Annotated in this window: 21 protein-coding genes; 12 read left to right on the forward strand and 9 right to left on the reverse strand. The window is 44.3% G+C overall.

From position 1 onward, the window contains the following. The first annotated feature begins 43 nt into the window (after positions 1 to 43). The 7 genes from cyaY (at position 44) to add (ending at position 6,930) form a co-directional block, all read left to right on the forward strand. Positions 44 to 364, forward strand: coding sequence for an iron donor protein CyaY (gene cyaY, locus N483_RS18255; RefSeq protein ID WP_023399056.1), 321 nt, complete (start codon positions 44 to 46; stop codon positions 362 to 364). Continuing rightward, positions 361 to 1,017, forward strand: a complete 657-nt coding sequence (locus N483_RS18260) for an alpha/beta hydrolase (RefSeq protein ID WP_231105478.1) — start codon at positions 361 to 363, stop codon at positions 1,015 to 1,017. Before cyaY ends, N483_RS18260 begins: the two co-directional genes overlap by 4 nt. 16 nt (positions 1,018 to 1,033) lie before the next feature. Continuing rightward, the gene (locus tag N483_RS18265) at positions 1,034 to 1,864 is read left to right on the forward strand and encodes a DUF2914 domain-containing protein (protein ID WP_023399058.1); all 831 of its coding nucleotides are present in this window, start codon (positions 1,034 to 1,036) and stop codon (positions 1,862 to 1,864) included. An 18-nt stretch (positions 1,865 to 1,882) separates the two neighbouring features. Then, entirely contained in the window at positions 1,883 to 2,821 is a 939-nt protein-coding gene (hemC, locus tag N483_RS18270; protein WP_023399059.1) for a hydroxymethylbilane synthase, read from the forward strand. A 1-nt stretch (position 2,822) separates the two neighbouring features. Next, positions 2,823 to 4,643 (forward strand): uroporphyrinogen-III C-methyltransferase, encoded by a 1,821-nt coding sequence (locus N483_RS18275; protein ID WP_023399060.1) that lies wholly within the window; start codon positions 2,823 to 2,825, stop codon positions 4,641 to 4,643. After that, positions 4,640 to 5,764 (forward strand): heme biosynthesis HemY N-terminal domain-containing protein, encoded by a 1,125-nt coding sequence (locus N483_RS18280; RefSeq protein ID WP_023399061.1) that lies wholly within the window; start codon positions 4,640 to 4,642, stop codon positions 5,762 to 5,764. The genes N483_RS18275 and N483_RS18280 overlap by 4 nt, the downstream gene beginning before the upstream one ends. 170 nt (positions 5,765 to 5,934) lie before the next feature. Beyond that, a complete protein-coding gene (gene add / locus N483_RS18285; RefSeq protein WP_023399062.1) occupies positions 5,935 to 6,930 on the forward strand; it encodes an adenosine deaminase in 996 nt (331 codons plus the stop codon). A 12-nt stretch (positions 6,931 to 6,942) separates the two neighbouring features. Here the strand turns inward: add and N483_RS18290 are convergent, their stop codons facing one another. The 3 genes from N483_RS18290 to ubiD form a co-directional block, all read right to left on the reverse strand. Beyond that, complete coding sequence (locus tag N483_RS18290; RefSeq protein ID WP_023399063.1) at positions 6,943 to 7,353, reverse strand: CBS domain-containing protein; 411 nt, start codon at positions 7,351 to 7,353, stop codon at positions 6,943 to 6,945. A gap of 131 nt (positions 7,354 to 7,484) precedes the next feature. Next, positions 7,485 to 8,198, reverse strand: coding sequence for an NAD(P)H-flavin reductase (gene fre, locus N483_RS18295; protein WP_023399064.1), 714 nt, complete (start codon positions 8,196 to 8,198; stop codon positions 7,485 to 7,487). Between the two features lie 142 nt (positions 8,199 to 8,340). After that, the gene (gene ubiD, locus N483_RS18300; protein ID WP_023399065.1) at positions 8,341 to 9,816 is read right to left on the reverse strand and encodes a 4-hydroxy-3-polyprenylbenzoate decarboxylase; all 1,476 of its coding nucleotides are present in this window, start codon (positions 9,814 to 9,816) and stop codon (positions 8,341 to 8,343) included. 288 nt (positions 9,817 to 10,104) lie between these two features. Here ubiD and N483_RS18305 point away from each other — a divergent pair, with 288 nt between their 5' ends. Continuing rightward, positions 10,105 to 12,720, forward strand: a complete 2,616-nt coding sequence (locus N483_RS18305; RefSeq protein ID WP_023399066.1) for an EAL domain-containing protein — start codon at positions 10,105 to 10,107, stop codon at positions 12,718 to 12,720. Here N483_RS18305 and N483_RS18310 read toward each other — a convergent pair. Next, the gene (locus tag N483_RS18310) at positions 12,705 to 13,481 is read right to left on the reverse strand and encodes a sel1 repeat family protein (RefSeq protein WP_023399067.1); all 777 of its coding nucleotides are present in this window, start codon (positions 13,479 to 13,481) and stop codon (positions 12,705 to 12,707) included. The two genes, N483_RS18305 and N483_RS18310, sit on opposite strands and share 16 nt — an antisense overlap. 85 nt (positions 13,482 to 13,566) lie before the next feature. Continuing rightward, complete coding sequence (locus N483_RS18315) at positions 13,567 to 14,976, reverse strand: M20/M25/M40 family metallo-hydrolase (RefSeq protein WP_023399068.1); 1,410 nt, start codon at positions 14,974 to 14,976, stop codon at positions 13,567 to 13,569. Positions 14,977 to 15,194: 218 nt separating this feature from the next. Here N483_RS18315 and dbpA point away from each other — a divergent pair, with 218 nt between their 5' ends. Further along, on the forward strand, positions 15,195 to 16,577 hold the full coding sequence (dbpA, locus tag N483_RS18320) for an ATP-dependent RNA helicase DbpA (RefSeq protein WP_023399069.1): 1,383 nt from the start codon (positions 15,195 to 15,197) through the stop codon (positions 16,575 to 16,577). Between the two features lie 16 nt (positions 16,578 to 16,593). Here dbpA and N483_RS18325 read toward each other — a convergent pair whose 3' ends face one another. Continuing rightward, on the reverse strand, positions 16,594 to 17,196 hold the full coding sequence (locus N483_RS18325; RefSeq protein ID WP_023399070.1) for a DNA-J related domain-containing protein: 603 nt from the start codon (positions 17,194 to 17,196) through the stop codon (positions 16,594 to 16,596). Between the two features lie 92 nt (positions 17,197 to 17,288). Between N483_RS18325 and N483_RS18330 the strand changes: the two genes are divergently transcribed. Further along, a complete protein-coding gene (locus tag N483_RS18330) occupies positions 17,289 to 20,114 on the forward strand; it encodes an ATP-binding protein (RefSeq protein WP_036975930.1) in 2,826 nt (941 codons plus the stop codon). Here the strand turns inward: N483_RS18330 and N483_RS18335 are convergent. The 3 genes from N483_RS18335 to trxA form a co-directional block, all read right to left on the reverse strand. Then, positions 20,091 to 21,368: a methyl-accepting chemotaxis protein gene (locus N483_RS18335; protein ID WP_023399072.1), complete on the reverse strand. Its 1,278-nt coding sequence runs from the start codon at positions 21,366 to 21,368 to the stop codon at positions 20,091 to 20,093. The genes N483_RS18330 and N483_RS18335 overlap by 24 nt on opposite strands. Before the next feature lie 131 nt (positions 21,369 to 21,499). After that, positions 21,500 to 22,759 carry a transcription termination factor Rho gene (gene rho / locus N483_RS18340; protein WP_023399073.1) on the reverse strand — a complete coding sequence of 420 codons (1,260 nt, stop codon included), beginning with the start codon at positions 22,757 to 22,759 and terminating at the stop codon, positions 21,500 to 21,502. Positions 22,760 to 22,966: 207 nt separating this feature from the next. Further along, positions 22,967 to 23,293 carry a thioredoxin TrxA gene (gene trxA, locus N483_RS18345; protein WP_023399074.1) on the reverse strand — a complete coding sequence of 109 codons (327 nt, stop codon included), beginning with the start codon at positions 23,291 to 23,293 and terminating at the stop codon, positions 22,967 to 22,969. Between the two features lie 92 nt (positions 23,294 to 23,385). On the opposite strand from trxA, the gene rhlB reads away from it, so the two are divergent. Further along, positions 23,386 to 24,669: an ATP-dependent RNA helicase RhlB gene (gene rhlB / locus N483_RS18350; RefSeq protein ID WP_023399075.1), complete on the forward strand. Its 1,284-nt coding sequence runs from the start codon at positions 23,386 to 23,388 to the stop codon at positions 24,667 to 24,669. Positions 24,670 to 24,699: 30 nt separating this feature from the next. Next, complete coding sequence (gene gppA / locus N483_RS18355) at positions 24,700 to 26,202, forward strand: guanosine-5'-triphosphate,3'-diphosphate diphosphatase (protein WP_023399076.1); 1,503 nt, start codon at positions 24,700 to 24,702, stop codon at positions 26,200 to 26,202. The last annotated feature ends 180 nt before the right edge of the window (positions 26,203 to 26,382 follow it).

Below are 26,382 nucleotides of genomic sequence, written 5' to 3' on the forward strand. Positions count from 1 at the left end.
TTGGGAAAGAAGGCTTCGCTTAGCCGTATTTAAGGAGTTAGTCATGACAGATCACGAGTATCATCAATTAGCCGAAGCGTTAATGTTAACTATCGAAGAACAGATCGATGATTGCGATGCCGATTTAGATTATGAATCAGCTTCCGGTATTTTAGAGATCATCTTTGCAGATCAATCTAAGATAATCATTAACAAACAAGCGCCATTGCATCAAGTATGGGTAGCAACCAAATTTAACGGCCATCACTTTGAATTACGTGATGATAAATGGATAGATAACCGTTCGGGCGCTGAGTTTTGGCAATTTATGGCTGATGCAGCTACTCGTCAAGCGGGTCAAAAAATAGAGTGGCAACACGACTGATGTTAGAATTTGTAGAATATGCAGCAAAAGGGCAGCACAAGGCGACTGTGATCTGGCTTCATGGGTTAGGAGACTCGGGTAATGGCTTTTTGCCAATCGCACCGGAGTTAGATTTACCAGAATCTTTGGGTATTAGATTCGTCTTTCCTCATGCTCCCGTCCAACCTGTTACGATCAACGGTGGCATGGAAATGCGTGCTTGGTATGACATTAAAAGTATGGAACTTGAAAACCGCGCAGATGAAGCTGGTGTTCGTGAGTCTGCAGCGGCTGTCGCCCAATTAATTGAGCAAGAAATCGCAGCTGGAATACCAGCAGACAAGATCATTCTTGCTGGTTTTTCGCAAGGGGGCGTGATCAGTTTACATTTGGCGCCACGCCTATCTGATACACTGGCAGGTGTGATGGCATTGTCAACGTATATGTGTGCGCCACAAAAGCTCGGCTCAGAAGCCATCCAGCCAGCACTCAACGTATTTATGGCCCACGGAAGTCATGATCCTGTGGTGCCGATGCAAGCGGGAAAAACAGCGTACAATGCGCTTGTAGAGCAGGGGTATGATGTCAGTTGGCAAGATTACCCGATGGAGCACCAAGTGTGCATTGAAGAACTTAAAGCGATCCGAGCGTGGTTGATTTCACGCTTGTCATAGTGAATAGGACATACATATGACTCAACGTATAGTGATCAAAACCAAAATGACAGATGCCACGTCACAACCTCGGCGAGTTGAAACCGTGGGTTATCAATATCATTGGCGGCGTATCTTTACGGCATTGTGCGTCGCGGGTTTTGGTGTGACTGCGTTATCATATGGAGTGTTCACATCCGTATATGCTGATGAAACAGAAGCTGAGTTGCTACTAGCATCGAACGTGGTTGCATCAGTCAATGAGGCCGAGCAGCCGATATTGACAGCTGCTGATACGACGGAAAATGAGCAAACAGAGAGCTTGGTCATACCAACCTCTTTGGTGGCAGACACAGATACGCCCGAACCTGAAGTAGATACCATTGAGCCAGTTGCTGATGAGCCTCAGGCAAGCGAGCCTGAGCCGAGCAAACCTGAACCTATCGTTGAGCCAAAAGCGTCTAATTCACAAACACAATTTGCAGCAGATGCTCATGTGGCAAGTATCGCGCTAAATGCCAAAGTTGATACCAGCCACATAAGCCGCGCGGTGCTGACGTCGGGTATCGAAAACCGTGAGCCTATCAATGTGCTCAAGCATCTTGTTGAACCTAATAAATTTCAAGAAAAGCTATTTTTCTTTACCGAGATCAAAGGTCTGCAAGGCCAGGTAGTGCAACATTTATGGTTTCATCAAGACCAACTGATGGCGGATATTTCTCTGCCAGTCAGCACACCGAGATACCGTACTTACTCGAGCAAAAATATCATGCCGAGCCAAACTGGAGAGTGGCGTGTTGAAGTGATCACCGAGAGTGGTCAATTGTTGGCACAAAAATCATTTCGAATTTTAGCAAAGGCTCCCTAGGGGTCGACAAGGCAAGACATGACAGAAACAAAAAATAGCGTACGCATTGCAACACGTAAAAGTGCTTTGGCACTTTGGCAAGCAGAGTTTGTAAAGGCGCAGCTAGAGCACTTTCACCCAGACTTAACAGTTGAATTGGTACCAATGTCCACCAAAGGCGACAAGATCCTTGATACCCCTTTGGCGAAAATTGGCGGCAAAGGGTTATTTGTCAAAGAACTTGAACAAGCGATGCTCGAAGGGCGGGCAGATATTGCAGTGCACTCGATGAAAGATGTGCCCGTAGATTTCCCTGCCGGGTTAGAGCTGCACACTATTTGTGAGCGAGAAGACCCGCGTGATGCTTTTGTTTCAAACCAATATAAGCACATCAATGAGCTGCCTGCAGGAGCCGTTGTCGGCACTTCTAGCCTGCGTCGCCAGTGCCAAATTCGCGAAGCCCGCCCAGATCTGGTGATCAAAGATTTACGTGGCAATGTTAATACACGGTTGGCGAAATTGGATGCAGGCGAGTTTGACGCTATCATCCTCGCTGCAGCAGGGCTTATTCGATTAGAAATGGCTGAGCGTATAGCCTGTTTTGTAGCTGTTGAAGATTCTTTACCAGCCAATGGGCAAGGTGCTGTAGGGATCGAATGTCGCAGTGATGATGAGCGAGTACAGGCTCTGTTGGCACCGCTTGAGCATGCGCCGACGCGCGCGCGCGTGTTAGCTGAAAGAGCCATGAATCGCCGTTTAGAAGGCGGGTGTCAGGTGCCAATTGGTGCTTACGCCGAGCTGCAGGGCGAGCAGCTATATTTACGTGGACTTGTCGGAGCGGTTGATGGTAGTAAAATTTTGCGCGCAGAATTGACCGGTGATATTGCAGACGCACAAGCGCTGGGTACTCAGCTGGCGGAGTCGTTGTTAAGCCAAGGTGCTGACAGTATATTAGCGGAAGTTTACAGAGACGCTTAAGGTGAAATTTGCCATAACTCGGCCGCAGGGAAAAGGGGAAGCACTTGCCACTGAGTTGGCAAAATCAAACATTTCAGCACTGTGCACGCCAGTGCTGACACTCAATTCAGTCCAGGCAACACCACAGCAGTTACTCGACGCCTGTGATGCCGACATCATTATCTTTATTTCACAAGATGCGGTGCAGAATTTTGCACAGCAATTACAAGCTGATGGTTTTTCTTTAGCAACGACCTGTCAGCTTATTGCTGTGGGTGAGCAAACTGCTGAAGCCATCAAGCTGTGTTTATCGCGCAGTGCAATTGCGCCAACGCGCCAAGACTCAGAGGGAGTGGTGGCGCTGGCTGAGTTACAAGATGTTGAGGCGCAGCGCACCGTCATAGTGAAAGGGCGAGGTGGTCGAACGCATATTGCTAAAACACTCAAAGCGCGAGGTGCACTTCTAAGTACCTGTAATGTTTATGAACGTGTTGCTGAGCACAGCACTTCCGAAAGCTGGTTAGACCACTGGCAGGCATCGAAAATTGACGGTATAGTGGTGACGAGCAACGCTGCCGTCGATGCAATATTCAATAGCCGACAAGCAGCGCATCAGAACTGGTTGCAAGCGCGCATGTTTGTAGTAGTCAGTGAACGGACAGCGCAACATCTAAAAATACAGTATAAAATAACCGATACGCAGATCGTGGTGAGTGCAGGGGCCAGTAATGGGGCCTTAGCACAGACGATTTGCGGTTTAATTTCCCAACAGGGCAGCGCAATGACGGAAAAACAAGAGTCGTCGGCTTCAATACCATCTAATGAGCCGCAACAGATGGAAAAAAAATCAACTAAGAATACAGCGAAGTTGAGCAAAACAGCTGTGCTTGCCTTGCTGGTCGCCTTGACAGGAGTGGCAAGCGCAGGTGGCGTATATGTTTATAACCAGCAGCAAGCGATTAAACAAGATGCACAATTGACGCAGTTGGCTGCACAAAATGCTCAATTGGCGTCGCAGCTCACTGCGACCCAAAAAGCGCTAAGTGACATACAAGCGCAGTGGCAAACACAGCAGCAAGTAATGGCCGCGCAGTTAAATAAGCAGCAACAAAAAGTCGAGCAAAGTTTGCAGCAAACGCTGTCTCAAGCCCGCCAACAAGTAGGTGGTGCTGTCAGCTCAGAATTGCGTGCATTGGCGCGTTACGCCGAATTTAAAGTGGCTAGTGAGCGAGACTACTTGGGCGCTGTAATTGTTCTTGAGCGCCTGGAGAATGCCATTTCTGAAGAAGTGGCGACGGATGCTCTGAAGTTGGCCATCAATCAAGATATCGCGATGTTACGGGCATTGCCAAAACCCAGTACTGAAGCCATATATATGGAGTTAGCTGGACTGATTTCACAGGTAGATAAATTGCCTTTGAAGACCATTGATAAGCCAAAATCACACGCTTCAGAGGATGCGCAACTGAGCAAAGACATCAGCGATTGGCAATCAAATATTATGCGCAGCTGGAATAAAATTAGGGCTGATTTTTTGACAATTCGCCAGCATGATAAGCCAGTGATCGACCCGCTATTGGATGCACAAGAGCAGCAATTGATCCGCGCGCAATTAAGAAGCTATTTACAACAAGCACAAACTGCCTTTTTGGATCAACAAGCTAGCATTTTCGATCAGGCTTTGACTGGCGCTAAAAATACGTTGGCGCGTTACTACAGAAGTGGCGATGCGAGAAGCGCCATGGTACTTGAACGGTTGCAGGTATTGCAGGGCACAGAGCACTCGGTCACAAAAGTACCACAGATCACCACTCCTCAAGCGTTGAAGGAGTGGTTACAATGATCCGATGGTTATTGGTGATTGCTTTGTTTTTCATGGTGATGGCTGGTGCGCATTTACTGATTGATGAAAAAGGCTATGTATTGGTATCTGCGGGAGTTTATACCGTGGAAAGTACCTTAGTTTCGTTGATCTTTATAGTGTTAGTATCTCTTGCTATTTTGATCATGGCGTTTAAAAGCAGCAAAGCCATTTGGCGTGTCTTTGGTGGGCTTTCTAAGCACCGTGCAAACAAGCGTGCAGCACGTCAGGAAGCGGCATTTGAGCAGAGTATTTGGGCATTGATAAATGGCCAAGATGAGAGTTTGAGTTACGCTTTGCAAAAAGCAGAGTTTCCAGAAAAGTGGCGTGATCAACAATGTGCTATTCAAGCAAAAGCGGCACTGCATGCGGGTCAAAAAGTTGTGGCGAGGGAGTATTTGCAGCAACTGAGCGAACCGGCTCAAAGTAAGGTTAGCCAACTTTGGCTTGCAGCAGAGCAACAAGAGCAAGCGCTGGAAAGTTTGACACCGCAAGCACAAATGAAAAAAGCTTCCCCAACAGAGCTACATGCTTATGTCAGTGCGTTATTACAGGCCAAAGATTGGGATACATTGCTATCGACGATAGTACAGCGCCATAAACAGCTGCATTGGAATGAGCAACAGTGGGACAGCTTTTTTAACGGCTATTTTGACGCCATTACTCAACACACAGATAAAGACATTCAATCACTGCAAAGTGAGCTACCTCGGGCACTAAAGCTGCTTAGTCACAATGCGTTTACTGCGGTCTGTGTGCGTACAGGTCAATTGGCGCCAGTGCGAAAAGAGTTAATTAAGCTGCTCAAAAAGGATCAGCTGGATGAACTGGCCAAGATATTACAGCATCTAGGTGGTGCAGACGTTGAACTGCGAAAATTGGTTCAAAGTAAACTTAAAAAGCAACCGGAGCAAACAGAGCTGTTATTTTGTTTGGCCTGTCTGGCCAATGGCGAAGGGGACCATGGGTTGGCGGCACAAATTTTTGATACGCTTTCAACGACACCTTGGCAGGCCATGTGGCTGCACCAAGCAGAGCTGGCTTTCGCAAAAACCGGGCAGTATGAAAAAGCCTATTTATTACTGAGTGATCAGCAAAACTAGAAAAAGCCAGCGACACCGCTGGCTTTTTTGTGCTCAAAACGCAGCCTAATTACGCCGGAGTGATTTATTTGTCAGAGGTCTGGTTAGTTTGTTTTTGCGGATAATTGTCCTTGTATCTAAACTTAAGATGCGTATGATCTGAAAAATTTTATCTGCAAACCGAGTGCCTTATGATCAATACCAAACTACCTTTACTTGATTTACACCGCCACTTAGATGGTAATGTGCGTGCTGAAACAATTTTAGACCTTGGTCAAAAGTTTAACATGGCGCTCCCTGCACACGATGTTGAAGGCTTGAGGCCGCATGTGCAAGTGCTCGACAATGCGCCTAACCTGATGGCTTTTCTGGCTAAATTGGATTGGGGCGTCAAGGTGCTGGGTGACTATGATGCTTGTCGTCGTATTGCAGTTGAAAATGTCGAAGACGCAATTGCACAAAATATGGATTACACTGAATTGCGTTTCAGCCCTTACTACATGGCAAAAACCCATAACTTACATCCGCAGGGTGTGGTAGAAGCGGTTGTTGATGGCATTAAGTCGGCAAGTAACGGGCGTGATATCAAAGTCAATTTAATTGGTATCATGTCTCGCACGTTTGGTGTTGAAAAATGCCAGTATGAATTAGACGCCTTGTTAGCCTTTAAAAATGATTTAGTTGCCATTGACTTAGCTGGTGATGAACTTGGTTTCCCTGGTGAGTTGTTTATTGAGCACTTTAAACAGGTGCACGATGCGTACCTAGGTGCAACCATTCATGCCGGAGAAGCCGAGGGGGCAAGCAGTATCTGGCAGGCCATCCAAGAATTAGGTGCAACTCGAATCGGCCATGGTGTGAAAGCCATCGAAGATCCAAAACTGATGGATTACTTGCGCGACAATCAAATTGGTATTGAATCTTGTTTAACCAGTAATTTGCAGACAAGCACAGTAGCTAGCATTGAGACCCATCCACTAAAGCAGTTTTTAGATCATGGTATTTTGGCGACCATTAATACCGACGACCCTGCTGTGCAAGGTGTTGAGCTAGACAACGAGTTTGAAAAAGCCGCGCCACTGGCAGGGCTGAGCGCAGATGATATCGTCCAAGCGCAGAAAAATGCGGTCGAGATTGCCTTTTTAAGTGATGCTGACAAACAGGCGCTATTGCAAAAATACGCTTAACCTATTGGCTGCTCAATGCGTTGAGCAGCTTAAGTAGTTTTCTTTAAGTACATTGATAACCTGACTGCGGGTGACAATGGCAATGACTTTTCCTTCCTCAACAACTGGGTAAATTTTGGGTTTGTTTTGCTGCATTTGCGCTGCTAAATCGACTACTGTCATTTCTTTTTTAACGGATAACGTTTCTGTACTCATCAGTTGAGCAACTTGGTTTGCACCGTCGCAAAAATAACTGCTTTGTAGCAGAGGTGCGAGAAGCTGTTGTTCTGAAATGAAGCCAACCAATTTACCTTGAAAATCTTGAACGGGTGCGCCAAACAGACCAAAGGTTTGCAATTGCTCAATAGCCTCGGTAATTTCAGTATCAGGTGTGATCTTGGGAAACTGGGTCGACATGATGTCTGCGATAAATTGATTTGCCATGGTAATTCTCCTGTTAAGTGATAGAACTAGTATGGACAACCCTTAATCATTTTTAAAATTGATTATTTATATCGCTTTAATTGGTTTTTTCAATGAGTATGCGCGGCTGGATAACCGCGCATTAAAATGCATTACTTGATAAATGCGAAGGCATCCGCAAACATAAAGTCGCGCTGTGCGCCATGATTGATAAAGTCATCGCGGACAATACCGATCATGTCGAATCGACCAGCCATATAAACACTATATGGTTCTAGTGATACGATGTCTTTCATCACTGCTTGGTGTACATAACCTGTATGACCTGTCCAATCGTCAGACGCATTCTCTACCACAGGGATGAACTGGAAGTTTGTTTTTCCGTTAGCCCAAGCTTCCATTTCTGCTTTTGCATATAATGCAGCTTCTTCTTTTACACCCCAGTAAAATAGTACTGGTTGGTCATAGTTGATTTCTGCAAGGTAGTCAGCCATAGATTTAACGTAAGAAAAGCCAGTACCGCCAGCAAGTAATACTAAAGGTCTTGACTGCTCTGGGCGAACCTGTGACACACCTAAGCCAACTTCTAAATCAACATCGGCATCGTTACTATGTGCTTCTCTTAAGTGATCGAGTGCTTGCATCGCATAAGAATCTGCGCCAGAAGCGCCAATGTGCAGCTCAAGCTCTTGCTTTCTAGATGGGCTGCTGGCAATTGAGAAGGCACGCTTGTCTTTCTCGCCAAGCACGAGTTGTAAATAGTGACCTGCAGAAAATTCTGCATCATGTTGTGGCTTTAACAGCACTTTATGAACAAATTCAGTGAGAGGGGAAATAGCCTCTACACGCGCTTTTAGTGTTTGCATTTCGAACCTTAATTATTAAGCACTTTGGCGAAAGTATGCGCACTGTAACATATTTAATCGCGATTTTGATATATCGCCTTTGGTGATTGTTTACCTAATTTGTAAACAATCACAGTCAGATAGTACGCATTGATTGCCGAGATCACGTCTTGTCCATGATCCCAAGACTATCCCATATGTCATCGACCTTACGTTTAACCTCGTCGTCCATCACAATTGGCACACCCCATTCTCGGTCTGTCTCGCCTGGCCATTTGTTGGTTGCATCCATACCCATTTTAGAACCTAAGCCTGAAACGGGCGAGGCGAAGTCCAAATAATCGATTGGCGTGCTCTCTATCATGGTGGTGTCTCTGGCGGGATCCATACGTGTGGTAATGGCCCAAATGACATCATTCCAGTCGCGCGCATTGACATCGTCATCGCACACTATGACAAATTTTGTGTACATGAATTGGCGTAAGAAAGACCAGACACCCATCATCACGCGCTTGGCATGGCCTGGGTATTGTTTTTTCATCGTCACGACTGCCATACGATATGAGCAGCCTTCGGGTGGTAAGTAAAAGTCGACAATTTCAGGGAATTGCTTTTGTAAAATTGGCACAAAGACTTCGTTCAGCGCCACACCCAAAATGGCAGGCTCATCGGGTGGACGACCCGTGTACGTGCTGTGATAAATAGGGTTTTCGCGATGAGTTATATGGGTCACCGTCATAACTGGGAAGTCGTCGACTTCATTATAGTAACCAGTATGATCGCCATATGGCCCTTCAGGTGCCATTTCACCTTGCTCGATATAACCTTCAAGGACAATTTCAGCACTGGCTGGGACCTGCAGGTCATTGGAAATGGATTTGACGACTTCTGTCTTGCTACCGCGCAATAAACCCGCGAAAGCATATTCGCTAAGTGTATCAGGTACAGGTGTGACCGCACCTAATATGGTCGCAGGATCGGCGCCCAATGCGACCGACACTGGATAAGGTTTACCTGGGTGCTCTTTACACCACTCTAGAAAATCAAGCGCACCACCGCGGTGTGATAACCAGCGCATGATGATTTTATTTTTGCCTAACAATTGTTGGCGATAAATACCTAAATTCTGGCGCTTCTTATGCGGGCCTTTAGTGACTGTTAACCCCCAAGTAATGAGTGGTGCAGCGTCACCTGGCCAGCAGTGCTGTATTGGTAGCTTGGTAAGGTCTACTTGGTCACCTGTGAGCACAACTTGCTGACAAGGGGCCTTTTTAACCTCTTTGGCAGGCATATTAAGTACCTGCTTGAAAACAGGTATCTGGCCAATTGCTTCTTTGATACCTTTTGGTGGCTCAGGCTCTTTTAAAAACGCCAGCAACTTGCCTACTTCACGCAATTCACTGACATCGGTTTGGCCCATGCCCATGGCAACACGTTTGGGCGTGCCAAACAGATTTGCGAGTACGGGAATATCGAACCCTTCAGGGTTTTCAAACAGAATAGCGGGGCCGCCAGCACGTAGTGTGCGATCGGCGATCTCTGTCATTTCTAATTTAGTAGAAATTGGTTGGCTGACACGCACGAGTTCACCTTGCTTTTCCAGCAACTCGATAAACTCTCTTAAGTCTTTATATTTCATTTTTGCCTGTTACGCAGTGAGTACGCTTCTCGGTATGGTTGAGTATATCAATTCCCCTCGAACCAGCACATACTCAAATAGTCCATTGATGTCACACGAGGTGAATTTATTTGTAACGGATAGCATACGTTTGTTGTGGTAATTGGGTCACTTCATCCGATTAAGTATTAATAAGTAATTGGTTTAACACTGATCATATTTTTCTTCATGATACTCACTCTTTAGTTTCAATGCCCTAGTGTATAGGCTATATTCTGTGAGAGTCGACGGGTATTGGGTGGAGGCGGCTTGAGGAAAATAACAAAAATAGCACAGCGACTGCTCTTCGCTTGTATTGGGCTGCATGCGCCTAAAGTCTTATCACAAACACTCCCGAGCGAGGTGTTTGATAACCATAGTGCCGTGATGTTATTGATCGAGCCCGGTAGTGGCAAAATCGTCCGTGCCAATCAAGCTGCGGCGGATTTTTACGGCTATAACAAAGCGCAGCTCGAAGCCTTACATATTCAAGAGATTAATCAATTTTCTCCACAGCAAGTGGAAAAAGAACGTCTCTCAGCACTTAATGAAGGGCGTAACTACTTTATTTTTCAGCATCGTTTAGCGTCAGGTGAAAATCGCACCGTGTCTGTTTATTCATCTCCTTTTATGGATGAAGACGGTAGTGCACTGCTTTTTTCTGTCATCCAAGATGTGAGCGAGCGGCGTAAACTTGAGCAAGCACTTTGGCACTATCAGAGCAACTTGGAGCAACAAGTTGCTCAGCAAACACAAGAAATAAAACACGCGAGCACAGTACAAGTCTTTTTACTCAGTAGCGTGATGGGGATATTTGTCGGAACAACCTTATTATTGGGTTGGGGGTTTTTACGGCTGCGCAAGACGAAAAAACGCTCTGAATTCCATCGTGCGAGACTGAATGCGATATTTGATGCCATTGGTGATTATCTCATATTTACCGACGTGAATGATAAAGTGCTGTCGGCCAATCGAGCTGCCTATCAAGATATGGGGGAGCTCGATGGTAAGGCGATTGTGGAAGTACTATCAAAGTGCATTTGCTTGGAGCAAATTCAATTTGAGCCAAAAGAGTGCCAAATCACCACCAACTTTGGCACTTTAGATGTTGAGATCAGTAAAACCGACGTAATGGATCACGATGGAGGTCTATATGGTCATATTTATTTGTTGCAAAACATCACCCAGCGCCTAGCGGATGAAAAAGAACAAAGACTTGCCAGTACGGTATTTTCAACAACCAGTGAAGGGGTTCTGGTTTCTGACAAAGACAACTGTATTCAAATGGTCAATCGGGCATTCACCGATATAACGGGTTTTACCGGTCCAGAAGTGATGGGAAAAACGCCCGCTATTTTTAACTCAGGGCGTCACGATACCGCTTATTTTACGCAACTGTATGATGCGCTGAGTTCGCGGGGACACTGGGAAGGAGAGATTTGGAACAAACGTAAAAACGGCGAGGTATATCCCAGTTGGTTACAGGTCTCTGCGGTATTTAATCAGCACGGCGATATAGATATGTATGTCGCGCTTTTTAATGATATTACGTCACGCAAACGCAATGAACAACTGATGTGGCAACAGGCGAATTTTGATAACTTAACAGGTCTGGCTAATCGTCATCATTACCACGCAAAATTTGACATTGCCTTAGGCCAGGCGCAGCGTAAACAAACTCGAGTGGCAGTATGTTTTATTGATCTAGACAGATTTAAAGCGGTGAATGATACCTTAGGGCACCATATTGGCGATTTATTGTTAATTGAAGCTGCAAACCGTATCCGCGAGTGTACCCGAAATTCAGATACTGTTGCGCGATTAGGTGGAGATGAATTTGCATTGTTATTGCCTGACATGGAGCTGATCAGTGATATGGAGAAAGTCGCGGAAAAGGTGCTCAAAGCACTGAGCGCGCCATTTCATCTTGAAGGCCATGAAGCCTATGTGTCCGGAAGTATGGGGATCACCTTTTATCCCGATGACGGGGAAGACCGCAAAGTGTTGTTACGCAATGCGGATAGCGCGATGTATAAAGCAAAAGAAAATGGCCGCAATTGTTTTCAGTTTTTCACCACGGCCATGCATGAGCATGCCAAAGCGCGTAGCCAACTAGAAGGAGCGTTGCACAGAGCGCTTGCTAATCAAGAACTGCGAGTTGTATATCAGCCCATTGTTGGAGACAATCGGTTGGGCTGTGAAGCGCTGCTGCGCTGGCATAATGATACGTTAGGAGAGGTTTCGCCAGTCGACTTTATTCCCATTAGCGAAGAGTTAGGATTGATCATGGCAATGGGAGAGTGGGTATTATATCAAGCCTGTGCACAGGCGCGAGCTTGGCTCAATAAGACTCAGCAGCCATTTTTTGTATCGGTCAATGTGTCGAGCACGCAGTTTAAGCGCCAAAATGTGGTGGCATTGGTAGAGAAAGTATTGAGAGACACTAGCTTGCCTGCGGAGTGTTTGACCCTCGAAATCACAGAAACGGTACTGGCTGATAATTCTGATGATATAGAGCGTCAGTTGGAGCAATTACGTGTGATGGGCGTGGGGCTGGCGATCGATGATTTTGGCACTGGTTATTCATCACTGGGATATTTGAAGCGTTTTCCATTGTCTAAACTCAAAATAGATCGCGCTTTTATCAAAGATTTACCTGATGATGAAGAAGATAAAACCCTCATAAGTGCGATCATTTCAATGGCAAGTAAGTTAAATCTCATCGTGATAGCGGAAGGTGTTGAAACACCAGCTCAGCTCGCCTTATTGCAGCAGCTAGGTTGTGACTATACCCAAGGTTACCTGCACTCTAAGCCGAGCAGTGCCGCCGAATTTGAAGCTTTTTTATTAAAATATCAAACGCGAACAGATCATTCACAAATTTGATGCAGTGTGCATAAGGACTTAAGTGCTTCTTTGGCTTTTACGTTACCTTGTGCACTGGCTGATTTGAGTAGCTCAAATCCTCGCTGCAAATTTTGCTCGCCGCCCTCTGCTGCTATGAGCATGGTTGCTAAATTATACATACCCCATTGATCTTTGTTCTTTGCTGCAAGTTCAAAGGCCTCTCTGGCAGCGACTAGCTCACCGCGCTGGTACAAGCCTATCCCTTGACTATTTTCTGCGGATAAAGCTGCACGTTGGTGTTTTGGAAAGTGAGGCAAGGCACGCTGCTTAACAATGCCACCCAGCACATAGATATCATTGGGGCGATACGCGGCGTAAATGGCACCGCTTTGATAATAGGGCATGACTTGTGATCTTGGGATATGCCAAGGCTGCGCTTGGAAGTAATCATCCACCATTAAGTTATCGAGTTGAATGGCACGTCTTGCATCTCGTTTTCTGGCGTAAGTGTAGCGACCTTGTTTGAGTGTAAGTTGATTGTCATTGACTGCGATGACTTGGGCAATGCGGTACTGTGCCTGATAGACACGATCAGTCTGCATTTTACCTATATCGACCATAATTACATCATCCACTTTTGGTGCCTCTAACCAGGTGTACTGTAGCTGCTGTGTGCGCTGGTGTTTAGCAATCCAGTGGGCACAAAAAGCAATGATAATAAATGCGATAACAATAGCTTTGTAGCGACTTAGTAATTCAGAGATGATGTCGTGAGATCGAAAGATTGCGTGTTTAATCATCGCCAGCTCCGTGGTTGATTTGAATTATCATTATGTAACGTGCCAAGACAAAGATATCATGCCTTTGTCTTGGCATAAAGCTAGGTTACTTACCTGCCATCTTGGTTTCAGCGTTGGCAGCCATCAAAGCAAATACTGCGTATGCAGCAGTGTTTTGTTTGAGTTTTTCTGGATCGACTTTGTCCAACGTGTCGTCAGCAGTGTGGTGGTAGTCAAAATAATCTGTTCCCACCTGATGTAAGTCGAAAATCGGTGCCGAAGTAGTTTGTTTTAACGGGATCAGATCAGGCCCGCCACGTGCTTCATTTTTGCGAATGTATTTAACGCCTAGCGGTTTTAATTGCTCAGCAATAGCTCTCACCACGGGTAACGATGCGGCATTTACATTTGATTCAAACGCGTATACGACATCTGCACCAAAATCAGATTCTGCAGCGGCAACAATATTATCGAGACGTTTTTCATAATGTTTGAAGTAGGCTTTTGCTCCCCATAGGCCCAATTCTTCTGCGGCAAATAGGACGACGCGGATGCTGCGCTCGGGTTGAGTATGATCGGCAATGTGTTTTGCTGCCGCCATAGTCAGTGCAACGCCAGCTCCATCATCGAGTGCGCCAGTTCCTAAATCCCACGAATCTAGGTGACTACCAAGCAATACATATTGCTCAGGGTATTTAGTACCGGTGATCTCACCGATGACGTTATAACTTGTGCCTTCGCCCAAATCTTCAGTCTGAATATTTAGCTCAACTTGCACAGGCTTACCCAAGGCTACCAGACGTGCCAGCTGGTCGGCATCTGGATTGGCAACCGCGGTCGCTGGAATTTTCGTGATGCCTTTGGTGTAGTGGCTACCACCTGTGTGGGCAAAGCGGTGATGACTGGTACTGACAGAGCGCATCATATATGCAATAGCGCCTTTTTTAGCTGCTTCAACAGCACCTTTGTTACGCGCTTTCACGGCTGGGCCATATCCATTGCCATCAATATCGCGATTCATTCGATAGTTTATAAAGGCAACTTTCCCTTCCAGGCTACCCGCAGGCGCAGCCTTGAGCTCGTCAAACGTCTCAAATAATACCACTTCACCTGTCAGGCCTTTTTTAGGTGTACTGATGCTGTTACCCAAAGCTGTGAGATGAAGGGGCTGTTTACTTGGGGTCAAGATAAAGCCTGACTCATGATAACGGCGCCACTCTGGGAATTTGGAAGGTTCCAACCACACTTTGTCAAAGCCAAGTTGTTGAAACTTTTGTTTGGCCCATGCAACAGCCATTTTGTCATTTTCAGTGCCCGGAAGACGTGGGCCGACTTCAGTGGTAAGTGATTCCACTAATTGCCAGCTAAGATTACTGTTGTGGGCGTGTTCACGCACTTTTTCAACCATCTCTAGCTCTGCTTTTGTAAATTCTTGTGCTTGAGCAAGTTGGCTCACACACAGTGTCACAAGCGGAAGTAAGCTGGATTTTATCAGCGTACGAAATGCATGTTTCATGATTAATCCTTGATAGATAAAATAAGCTTCATTTTGACATCGAAACTTTTTGATTAAAACGTTAATAAGATGAATTGCATGGACACTAGCTGTAGATAAGTTGTATTTATGCCCTGACTACCTGCCACAATGGCTAAAATGCTGAAAGTATATGGTTGTATACCTAGGTAGCAGATGTTTGTTAAAATTACTGCAATTTGATTTGTCAGGACATTCATGTGAATTCGCTATTTTCTCACCTTTCTTTGCGCTCAGAGCTTATGGAGGCACTATCCAAAGCGGGCTTTAATAAAATGACGCCAATTCAAGCGCAAGCTTTGCCAGAGCTTTTAGAGGGTAAAGATGTTGTTGCGCAAGCAAAAACGGGATCTGGTAAGACATTGGCATTTAGCTTGGCAATGTTGCAACAGCTCAAGCCGGGCGTACAGCAAACACAAGGTTTGATCCTTGCGCCTACCAGAGAGCTGGCTTCGCAAGTAGCGGAAGAAGTACGTAAACTAGCTAAGTCACTGGCGAATGTGAAAGTACTGACAATTTGTGGCGGCGAGCCGATTGGGCCGCAAATTAGTTCTCTAGAGCACGGTGCGCATATTATTGTAGGTACACCAGGACGGATTGAAGAGCACCTTTTTAAAGGCACGTTAGACCTCACCCAAGTCAGTCATTTCATTTTAGATGAAGCAGATCAAATGCTTGAAATGGGCTTTATTGATGCCATTGAAAACATTGCTGTGTATGTGCCACCAACACGCCAGACTATGATGTTCAGTGCAACTTATCCAAAAGACATTGAACAGCTTTCTGGTCGTTTTATGCAATCACCAACTCTGGTTAAAGGTGAAACTGAAACACTTAACAAACAAATTAAGCAGCAGTTTTTCGCTTTAAAGAACAATAAGTTGCGCTTTAACACTTTGAAGTTGTTACTCCTACAGCATAAACCAGAAAGTTGCATTGTATTTTGTAATACCAAAGTAGAAACCAAAAAGCTATACACTGAATTACAGCAAACGGGTCTGCAAGTGGTTGTATTGCATGGTGATCTCGCTCAGATAGAGCGCCAAAGAATGCTCTTGCGGTTTGCCAATAAAAGTGCCTCTGTATTGGTTGCAACAGATGTGGCTGCAAGAGGGTTGGATATCGAAGATATTGATATGGTTGTGAATTATCATATGGCCCTCGACCCACAAACCCATGTGCATCGAGTAGGACGTACTGGTCGCGGTGGCAAGAAAGGTTTTGCTTGCTCACTGTATGGAGAAAACGAAAAGTTTAAAGTTACCCAGCTAAGTGAATTGTATGAGCGAGAATTTAATCCGTCGCCAACGCCTCCATTGAGCTTGTTAGACAAGCCAGTATACAAGCCAAACATGGTAACTGTGATACTCGATGTGGGCAAAAAGCAAAAGATCAGAGCGGGCGATATTGTCGGTTGCTTGACCGGAGAGAATGGTATTGGCTCAGCACATATAGGTAATATTTCGGTACAAGACAATCAAGCATATGTAGCGATTTACCGCGATGCCGTGAAGCCAGCAATTCGCAAATTGCAAGCGGATAAAATAAAAGGCAAACGCGTTAAAGCGAAGCGCTTAGTTTAACGTTAATATGAGCAGCTTAAAGTGTGCCTTTAAGCTGCTCATACTCTTGTTTTAGTTGTTGGAAAACCGCGGTACAACCGCCCTTGTCTGGATGATTGGCAATGGCTAATTGCCGCCAGCGCCTTTGCAACTGGGCGGCAGTGTACTGAGTGGGAAGTTGCCACTTAATTTGTAAGTTGGCTCTGTCCTTATCAGTCAAACGTGCAGGTGTGTGTAGGTACTTTTGCCAGAAGTCACTCAATAAAGATTCAACCTCTTCTTTAGTTGTTTCATAATTGTTCCAATCTAAATAATACGCTTTAAGTGGATCCCTCGTCGCTGCTGGTTGAATATCTGGTATGAGGTCAATTGGCTGTGTGGGTTGTATATGAATATCTAGGTTTGAGACATGCAAAGTATAACCGCAGGTGTGTAATTCATCTTGTAGCTGATAGAGCGCATTCATGATTAAAAAGTTTTTCTTAAACAACTCTTTGTGAGGGTCAGGGTCTAATATAGGAAGCGCTTTCTTAGCTTTTAGCTGAGCTGCTAGCTCATGGATCTTTAAATGCTCGCCAGTAGTGATAATTTCAAAAATAGCATCAAGTAATGGGTTGGTCATTGTTCGTTCTGTAAACATAGTGTATCTTCATTGCCTAAGATATTGTTGATGAAATATTACGCTATTGCAAATTAGGGTTAACACGGATGGCATTAATAAAGACATGTTGCATGTTGATAGTGATACTGAGCTTAGGTGTCCAGGCAACTGCATCACAGCCTTTAAGTGATATACGGTCACTGGAGCAGCAAATGGAAAATATTGCTCAGTTAGGGCGCTGGCAAGAGCAAAAAATGGCAGCGGAACAACTTTTAAGTCACCCTCAACTGGCGTCAGAGCAACGGGCGTCTTTGTTAAAACAAATGGGGAAACTCGCCTTTGAAGCTGGGCATTTGAATGATGGTATTGGCTATTTCAAAGAGCTAGAGCTTGCGGTTAACGTGGAGCAGTCTCCGGAATTGCTGTTTCAAGCGATTAAAATGCAAGGAATTGGCTGGTATCACTCTGGTGGATTTGCGGCGTCACAGAAAGAGTATGCCAGAGCACTGATCCTCGCACAATCACACATGCCAGCAATAGAGATTGCGCATATTCAAAATAATTTAGGCTTGTCGTATTTGAAAATGCATGACTTAGTCAATGCATTGTCGTCTTTTACACAGGCGTATTCTCTTTATCAAACACACGGCAATAAACAGGATGAAGCAGATATTATCCTGAATATCGCCGGTGTGTATATTCGCTTACTGCGCTATGAAAAAGCGGAGGAGTTACTTGCAAAAGCAATCAGACTTTTTAACGAACTTTCAGACAGTTATGGTCTAGCGCTCTCTCAAGCAAACTTGGGGGTGGTATATACTCAAACTGGGCGCTATGAAGAGGCGCGTGTGCTATTGCAACAAGCCGTTGATTACTATGAGGCTGCAAATGATATTAAACACTTGTCATACGAATATACAAACTTAGCAAAAGTCAGTGTTGCTCTCGAAGAGGTGGAGCGAGCGGAAGCAGAGGTAAATTTTGCGGTTTACTACGCAGAAAAATCGGGAAATTTATCTAATATGTCGGAAGCGCTGCACGTGCGGGCACAACTCGATTTAATTAATGGTCGCGCCTTGTCTGCAATGGAGTCTTCTCAGCGCAGTATGGAAATAAGTAAAAAGTTAGGTGCAACTTTGCGTGAGTACAAAGCGATGTCGTTACTTGCGTTGGCCAAATCTGCTCAGGGGGAAACTGCACAGGCACTTTCCATATTGGCAGAATATAACAAAGGACGTGCTGAGCTGTTAAATCAAACCTTAATAGAAGAAGCTGAAAAGTATCAAACTCAATTTGAAGAAAGTGAACTGAGTCGAGAGCTGGCTCAATTGAAACAGGATCAACAACTACAAGTGCTGAAACGGCAACAGCAACAACAGCTAATTTGGATGAGTTGCTTAGTCATTGGCTTTGCATTTTTGGCCTTGGTTGCATGGTATCGGCGCAGTATTGAACGAAAAGCCAAGCTGGACCTTCGTCATGAAGTCGCACAGCGTACCGCAGAATTGCAAAAAACAGCAGATCAGCTGCGCAGTGCTAACCAGATAAAAAGTCAATTTTTAGCCAATATTAGCCACGAGATCAGAACACCGCTTACTGCGATTCTTGGCTATAGTGAAAACATGTTGCGTGAAAATCAGGGAAACATTGAGTTAAGGGAGCCATTGGAAGTGCTCGTGAGGCAGGGAGAACATTTAAAGGAACTGATTAGCGATGTATTGGATCTCAGCAAAATAGAAGCTGAGCAATTAGAGCTAGAGATGACGGAGTTTAATGTTGAGGCATTGCTCACTGATGTCACAGATATGTTCCATCACCCCTGCATGGAAAAGTCCCTTGAGCTGATCGTTGACCACCAGTTAGATAGCCCATGTTTGGTTTGCTTAGATTACGTTCGGGTCAAACAAGTACTTATCAATTTATTGAGCAATGCGATTAAGTTTACCCGTGAGGGCCATGTTGAATTAATAGCGGAATACTCTGAGAATAGACTACTATTTACGGTAAGTGATACGGGCATAGGTATGCCTCAATCGCAGCTAGACAAGATATTCGACTACTTTCAGCAGGGCGACAATAGTATTACAAGACGTTTTGGTGGCTCTGGGTTGGGGCTAAGCCTGTCACAGCAACTGGCAAACATGATGGGGGGAACAATCCGGGTTGTCAGTGAATTACATGTGGGCAGTCAATTTTCTTTTTGGTTGCCATGCACGCGTTTGAATGCATCAAGCTATGAGGTGTCAGAGCGGATACCACAAATAGGGCTAGGAGCAATGTTTAATGGCGAAGTTTTAGTGGCTGAAGACCACGATGATAACCGCGCATTGTTCGAGCGGATTCTATGTCAGCTGGGTGTTAAGGTTGAGTCCGCTGTTGATGGACGTCAGGCGGTTGAAAAGTGCCTTAGCAGTTTTCCTGATTTGGTGCTAATGGATATACAAATGCCAGAAATGGACGGCTTAGAGGCGTTAAAATTATTGCGTCAAGCAGGGTTCGAAGGACCTGTCTATGCGTTGACGGCAAACGTAATGGAACACGAGATCAGTTATTATCTGGATTATGGCTTTGATGGTCACCTAAGCAAACCGATTGAGCATAACAAGCTGGTTGCGGTGTTGCATGCTGAGCTGGGTGAATACGTTGAAAAGTTCAATGATACAGACATGAGCTTGGATATGACTGATCTAAAGCAGAGCTTTGCTTCTACTCTTGAACAAGAGCGCTATAAACTCATAGATTTGTGGCAGGAAAGTGACTACGACGGTTTACAGTACCACTGCCATAAAATAGCAGGAGCGGCATCCGTATTTGGTTTTACGCCAATCGCAGATATTGCAAAGCAATTCGAGCAAGCACTAAAAGAGCAAAACAGCGCACAATACCAAGACTTATTTTTGATTTTGTGCGATGAACTCAAAGTGCAATCATATTCAGAACAATTCGATGTCACTTGATTCCTGATCTTCCTCGATGTGCATCGGCTGCGTTTTTTCAGCACTGACGGTTGGCTGATGCGCACGACTTTTATCAACTCGAGGATCTATATCTGGTTCAGGCGTTTCCGTTTTAAAAATGCTGAGCTTTTCGTGGATGCTTGAAGATAAGTTCAGTAAGTCTTTGCTCGATACAGCCTGAATTTTGGAGCTAGATAAAGCATCAGAGTTGAGTTCAACCATGGACTCTATACTGGATTGAGCCTCATCTGATACCTCTTTTTGCTGGGATACCTGAGTATGAATGCTGTGAGACATCGCGTTAATATCCAACATAGCATGCTCTATTTGATCCACTTCTCTGGTTGAGGCTTCAGACAGCTGAACTGTTTTATCCGTTTCCTCTAAAGCAAGCAGCATTAAAGAGTGCGCGCTATCCGTACCAGCTTGGATTTTGCTCACCATAGTACGGACTTCCTGCGTAGATTGGCTTGTTCGAGCTGCTAAATTTCGCACTTCATCTGCAACAACTGCGAAACCACGCCCTTGCTCCCCTGCGCGAGCAGCTTCAATGGCGGCATTTAGTGCCAATAAATTGGTTTGTTCGGCAATTGAGTTGATGACATCGATCACGGCACTAATTGAATCGCTGTCTGTTTTTAACACTTCAATTTGTTGGCTAGTTTGACGAATATGGTTAGCAAGGCTAAGCAAGCTTTCTTGGCTTTTGTCGGTATCAATTCTCGTTTTCTTGACCGCTTCGGTTGCGCTTTCGACAGAGTTGTAAATCTTTTCTAGGTTCTCATCTAGTTCTCTGGAAACAACTAGCATACGATTTATCGACTCAGCTAAATCTTCACCATGTGCGTGTTGAATAGTCGCTTTTTGAGTCATAGAAGCGTAAGTGTCCCTAAGGTCATCAGCCATAGGGCCCAACCTAGCTGAGCAGGTATACACTTCGCAGATCAAATGTTCTATGGTTGCGAGTCCGGCATTGAGAGCTAGGCAGGCTGGAGGCAGCTTTTTATCTTGATCATCAAATCTATAAGTTAAGTCAATATGAGTTTCTGACAACAGCGCATTAATTAGGTCATCAAGATAATTCCCCTTATTAATGTACTTTGAAATCGTGAAATAAATAAGCACGGCGCTGAGGAGCATTAAGGTACATAAGAGAAGTGTAGCTGTTAAAGTAAAATCAAAATAAACAGCGCAAAGTACTGTGATAACAATGTTGGCGCACGTGGTACTGATGACACCGACGTTTAAACGCATATACTTGATACTCCTTTCTATGAGTTTAAAAACTAGAAACTTTTTCCAATTAGATTAATAGGTATAGTCTAATTTAGAACTAAATCCAAGCTGAAGAATGGTAAAAAAAAACCTGCCGAAGCAGGTTTTTTTTATTTGCGTTTCATGGAGTCAAAAAACTCATCGTTTGTTTTACTCATTGAGAGCTTATCGATTAAAAACTCCATCGCATCTATTTCACTCATTTCATGTACAATCTTGCGTAAGATCCACATTTTTTGTAGTTCATCAGGTTTAGTCAATAGTTCTTCACGACGTGTACCTGAACGGTTGAAGTCTATTGCAGGGAATACGCGCTTTTCAGCAATCTTACGATTTAAGTGCAATTCCATGTTACCAGTACCTTTAAATTCTTCGTAGATGACTTCATCCATCTTAGAACCAGTATCAATAAGTGCTGTTGCAATAATGGTTAAGCTACCGCCTTCTTCTACGTTACGCGCTGCACCAAAGAAACGCTTTGGCTTATGTAGTGCGTTAGCATCAACACCACCAGTCAGTACCTTACCAGAAGAAGGAATGACTGTGTTGTAAGCACGTGCCAAACGAGTGATTGAATCAAGTAGGATCACCACGTCTTTTTTATGCTCTACAAGGCGTTTTGCTTTTTCAATCACCATTTCAGCAACCTGTACGTGACGGCTCGCCGGCTCATCGAAGGTTGAAGCAACGACTTCACCTTGTACTAAGCGCTGCATTTCTGTTACTTCTTCCGGACGTTCGTCGATCAGTAGTACCATCAATGTCGCATCTGGATTGTTGTAAGAGATAGACTGCGCAATGTTTTGTAGTAACATTGTTTTACCAGCTTTTGGTGGTGCAACGATTAGTGCACGTTGACCTTTACCAATTGGTGATGCAAGGTCTAAAACTCGAGCTGTGATATCTTCAGTACTACCGTTACCACGTTGCATAACTAAACGTTCGTTCGCGTGAATTGGCGTTAAGTTTTCAAATAGGATTTTAGTTCGAGAGTTTTCAGGCTTATCAAAGTTGACTTCATTTACTTTTAACAATGCAAAGTAACGTTCGCCATCTTTAGGTGGACGGATAAGACCGCTAATTGAATCACCAGTACGCAAACTAAAGCGTCTGATCTGACTCGGCGATACATAGATGTCATCCGGCCCCGCTAGGTATGAAGCTTCGGAAGAGCGTAAAAAGCCAAAACCGTCCTGGAGAATTTCTAAAACACCGCCGCCATAGATGTTTTCGCCGCTCTTTGCGTGCGCTTTCAAAATCGCAAAGATTATATCTTGTTTTCTTAGACGGGCTACGTTTTCGAGTCCCATTGACTCGGCAAGTTTTACAAGCTCATTTATTGACTTGTCTTTAAGTTCGCGTAAATGCATATTGGTGGGTTCTTTAATTAACGTTGTCTTCTCGTCGCACGAGGGATTGAGTTGATATTCGATAAAAGGTTAGTGGCTCTATAAGTTAGCAGCTAGCTAGCGAGTCGTCCAGTCTTTATACAAAAAATAAATCCATTTATCTTTTAGTTGCCGCTAGTCAGCAAAAGTAAAAACCCAAATACGCGGTACTTGGGTTTTTATTGTTTTTTAAACGTTTTCGTTTAAGAACTCAACTAGTTGAGTTTTAGATAGTGCGCCAACCTTAGTCGCAGCAACCGCGCCATCTTTGAAAAGAAGTAGCGTTGGAATACCACGAATACCAAACTTACCTGGCGTGCCAGAGTTTTGGTCGATGTTTAGCTTGGCAATCTTTACTTTACCATCGAACTCATCAGCTACTTCATCAAGAATTGGCGCGATCATTTTACATGGACCACACCACTCTGCCCAAAAGTCCACAAGAACTGGGCTTGTTGCATTTAGTACGTCAGCTTCAAAGCTATCGTCAGTTAATTGAATTATTTTGTCGCTCATTACGTTCTCCGATAGAAATTTGGCGAATTATTTAGTGCGTATTTAAACACTCTTGTTTCTTATTGCAAGTTTAAACGTTATGCTTTATTGCTATGACTAAGACACATTTGACCAACACGAAATTTTCAGACTTTGCTTTAGCACCGGAAGTGGTCGCCGGTTTAACAGCGAATGGCTTCGAATATTGTACGCCAATTCAAGCAAAGTGTATGCCTTACGTATGTGAAGGCAGGGACATTGCGGGTCAAGCGCAAACAGGAACGGGTAAAACATTGGCGTTCCTGACCGCGACTTGTCATCGTTTAATGCAATCGCAACCAGAGCAGCAAACTTCGGTACAGCCGCGCGCCATTATAATGGCTCCGACACGAGAGCTTGCAATACAAATTCACAAAGATGCTCAAATCATCGCACCGCACTGTAATTTAAAACTAGGACTAGTATATGGTGGCGAAGAATATGAAAAACAACGGGCACAGCTAGAAAAAGGTGTCGATATTTTAATTGGCACGACGGGAAGGCTCATTGACTTCTATAAACAGGGAGCTTTTAACCTAAATAGCATTGAAGTTGTTGTGTTAGATGAAGCAGATCGTATGTTTGATCTTGGTTTTATTAAAGACATACGTTATTTGTTTAATCGCATGCCTGGTACGCAAGATCGCATGAACCTACTTTTCTCTGCGACGTTGTCTTATCGAGTTCAAGAGTTGGCATTTGAGCACATGCACAACCCGGTACATGTGCAAATAGAACCTGATGTTAAAACTGGCAAACAAATTCAAGAAGAATTATTTCAACCCTCACAAGAGGACAAATTGCCTTTACTTTTAACGCTAATCGAGGAAGAGTGGCCAGATAAAGCAATCGTGTTTGCTAATACCAAGCATAGTTGTGAAAACGTGTACGAGTGGTTAAAAGCTGATGGGCATCGAGTTGGCTTGTTAACAGGCGATGTGAATCAAAAGAAGCGATTGTCAATCTTAGCTAAGTTCACTAAAGGTGATTTAGATTTGCTTGTTGCAACAGATGTTGCTGCGCGTGGGTTGCACATTCCTGAAGTCAGTCATGTATTTAACTTTGATTTACCAGATGACAGAGAAGACTACGTACACCGCATAGGGCGTACAGGGCGAGCTGGTGCTTCTGGACATGCAATTAGTTTTGCGTGTGAGCAGTATGCATACAACTTACATGAGATAGAAGAGTATATTGAACATGCTATTCCAATTTCTCATTACGATAAGTCTGCACTACTAGATGATATAAAAGCACCAGTAAAGCAGCATCGTAGAAACTACCCTGCTGGTCAAAGGAAACGTGGTAATTCTAGACGTCAAGGTAATTACCAAAAATCATCGCCTAAGCACAGTTAAAAGCAGTAAAGGTAAGTAGAGGTTACAAGCGTGGGATACAACTCACCACTAAATAATGTATATGCCGTCATTGATTTGGGCTCTAATAGTTTTCATATGCTTATTGCAAAGCATATGGCGGGCGGAGTCCATACGATTGGCCGAGTGAAACGCAAAGTTAGGCTAGCTGCCGGGCTAAATGAACAAAATGTTTTATCACAAGAAGCGATGGAGCGTGGGTGGGAATGTCTGTCTTTATTTGCTGAGCGACTACAGGATATTCCAGCGCAAAATATAAAGATTGTTGCAACAGCGACATTGCGTTTGGCTGTGAATGCTGATGAATTTAAACAGCGAGCACAAAGTATACTGAACCATAAAATAGAAATTATTAGTGGTGAACTTGAAGCTTGTACTATCTATAAAGGGGTGGCACATACATCGGCATGTCACGGCAAGCAACTGGTTGTGGATATTGGTGGCGCAAGTACAGAGGTTGTCATAGGTAGAGGCTTTGATGCGGAGGTTTACCACAGCCTTAATATGGGATGTGTTACTTACCTAGAAAAGTTTTTCAAAGATGACCAATTAAGTGAAGAAAACTTTGCCAGCGCCATTGCAGCTGCAAAAAATACAATTGCTCCTCATGTCACCGCATTCCAACAGGTTGGTTGGGAGCTTGCGATAGGCGCTTCGGGTACGGTGCAGGCTATTCAGGAAATTTTCTCGGCACTTGGCCTAGATGAATATCTGTCACTGGACAAACTATACGATATCAAGGCGCTTGCAAGCGAATGTAAAACAATTCCACAGCTCGACCTTCCCGGGCTGAGTGAAGAAAGACGCTTAGTATTTGTATCAGGCCTCGCAATTTTGATTGCCTTGTTCGAATCTTTAGAAATTGAATATATGGGTTTGGCAGGCGGTGCACTGCGTGAAGGTGTGTTGTACAGTATGATTGAAGACTTGAGTGTTGCAGACATTCGAAAACGCACTCTCAATTGTTTTATGGCACGCTATCATGTCGATAACTTACAAGCACAGCGAGTTTATGAAATTAGCAATGGTTTCTTAAACCAACTCCAAGGGTACTGGTCTGTAGATATGCGTTTTGGCAGCGATGCGCTTAAAGCAGCATCTGTGATGCATGAAATTGGCTTATTGATCGATTTCAAAGAGTATCACCTTCACAGTGCATATATACTCAATAATAGTGTGATGCCCGGGTATACGCGTGCGCAAAAACAGCTTATTGCTGCTTTGGTGAGCTGTCATCGTCTTGATATAGATACCGACTCGTTTTCTACGTTGGGTGTTAATCAACATTTAGCTGAAGTCTTGATACGATTGCTGCGCATAGGTGTAATTTTATCTATGCGTCGACAGGATGATGTTTTACCAGAATTATTCCTGACGGCGTCAGAGCCAGAAACGCTGACACTGACGATGCCTAAAACTTGGTTAGATGAACATCCTCTTATGTGCAGCGAATTAGAACAAGAAGCGCGATATCAAGAAAAGTGCGGATGGCTTCTAAATGTAGAAAGTGAATAAGCTTCTGCTTAAAAAATACACTAAAACCAAGGGTTTTGGTTGTATTTTATGCTATTGAGCGTTTTTTTGTATTTTTATCAAAAAAACGCTTGCACCAATCTTAAATCTCCCTATAATGCGCACCCACTGACACGGGGCAACACGCTGAAAAGCAAGAGGCAAAGTGAAGGTCAAAGTTAA

Source organism: Pseudoalteromonas luteoviolacea NCIMB 1944, from assembly GCF_001625565.1.
GTDB classification, from domain to species: domain Bacteria; phylum Pseudomonadota; class Gammaproteobacteria; order Enterobacterales; family Alteromonadaceae; genus Pseudoalteromonas; species Pseudoalteromonas luteoviolacea_F.

What these genes read in the sequence shown, in the direction of transcription:
- ubiD (WP_023399065.1), bottom strand. Translation starts at nt 9,816, where the DNA reads ATGAAATATAAAGACTTAAGAGAGTTTATCGAGTTGCTGGAAAAGCAA.
- N483_RS18315 (WP_023399068.1), bottom strand. Translation starts at nt 14,976, where the DNA reads ATGAAACATGCATTTCGTACGCTGATAAAATCCAGCTTACTTCCGCTT.
- trxA (WP_023399074.1), bottom strand. Translation starts at nt 23,293, where the DNA reads ATGAGCGACAAAATAATTCAATTAACTGACGATAGCTTTGAAGCTGAC.
- hemC (WP_023399059.1), top strand. Translation starts at nt 1,883, where the DNA reads ATGACAGAAACAAAAAATAGCGTACGCATTGCAACACGTAAAAGTGCT.
- rho (WP_023399073.1), bottom strand. Translation starts at nt 22,759, where the DNA reads ATGCATTTACGCGAACTTAAAGACAAGTCAATAAATGAGCTTGTAAAA.
- N483_RS18265 (WP_023399058.1), top strand. Translation starts at nt 1,034, where the DNA reads ATGACTCAACGTATAGTGATCAAAACCAAAATGACAGATGCCACGTCA.
- N483_RS18280 (WP_023399061.1), top strand. Translation starts at nt 4,640, where the DNA reads ATGATCCGATGGTTATTGGTGATTGCTTTGTTTTTCATGGTGATGGCT.
- fre (WP_023399064.1), bottom strand. Translation starts at nt 8,198, where the DNA reads ATGCAAACACTAAAAGCGCGTGTAGAGGCTATTTCCCCTCTCACTGAA.
- rhlB (WP_023399075.1), top strand. Translation starts at nt 23,386, where the DNA reads ATGACTAAGACACATTTGACCAACACGAAATTTTCAGACTTTGCTTTA.
- add (WP_023399062.1), top strand. Translation starts at nt 5,935, where the DNA reads ATGATCAATACCAAACTACCTTTACTTGATTTACACCGCCACTTAGAT.
- N483_RS18325 (WP_023399070.1), bottom strand. Translation starts at nt 17,196, where the DNA reads ATGTTTACAGAACGAACAATGACCAACCCATTACTTGATGCTATTTTT.
- N483_RS18290 (WP_023399063.1), bottom strand. Translation starts at nt 7,353, where the DNA reads ATGGCAAATCAATTTATCGCAGACATCATGTCGACCCAGTTTCCCAAG.
- N483_RS18335 (WP_023399072.1), bottom strand. Translation starts at nt 21,368, where the DNA reads ATGCGTTTAAACGTCGGTGTCATCAGTACCACGTGCGCCAACATTGTT.
- N483_RS18310 (WP_023399067.1), bottom strand. Translation starts at nt 13,481, where the DNA reads ATGATTAAACACGCAATCTTTCGATCTCACGACATCATCTCTGAATTA.
- cyaY (WP_023399056.1), top strand. Translation starts at nt 44, where the DNA reads ATGACAGATCACGAGTATCATCAATTAGCCGAAGCGTTAATGTTAACT.
- N483_RS18330 (WP_036975930.1), top strand. Translation starts at nt 17,289, where the DNA reads ATGTTGATAGTGATACTGAGCTTAGGTGTCCAGGCAACTGCATCACAG.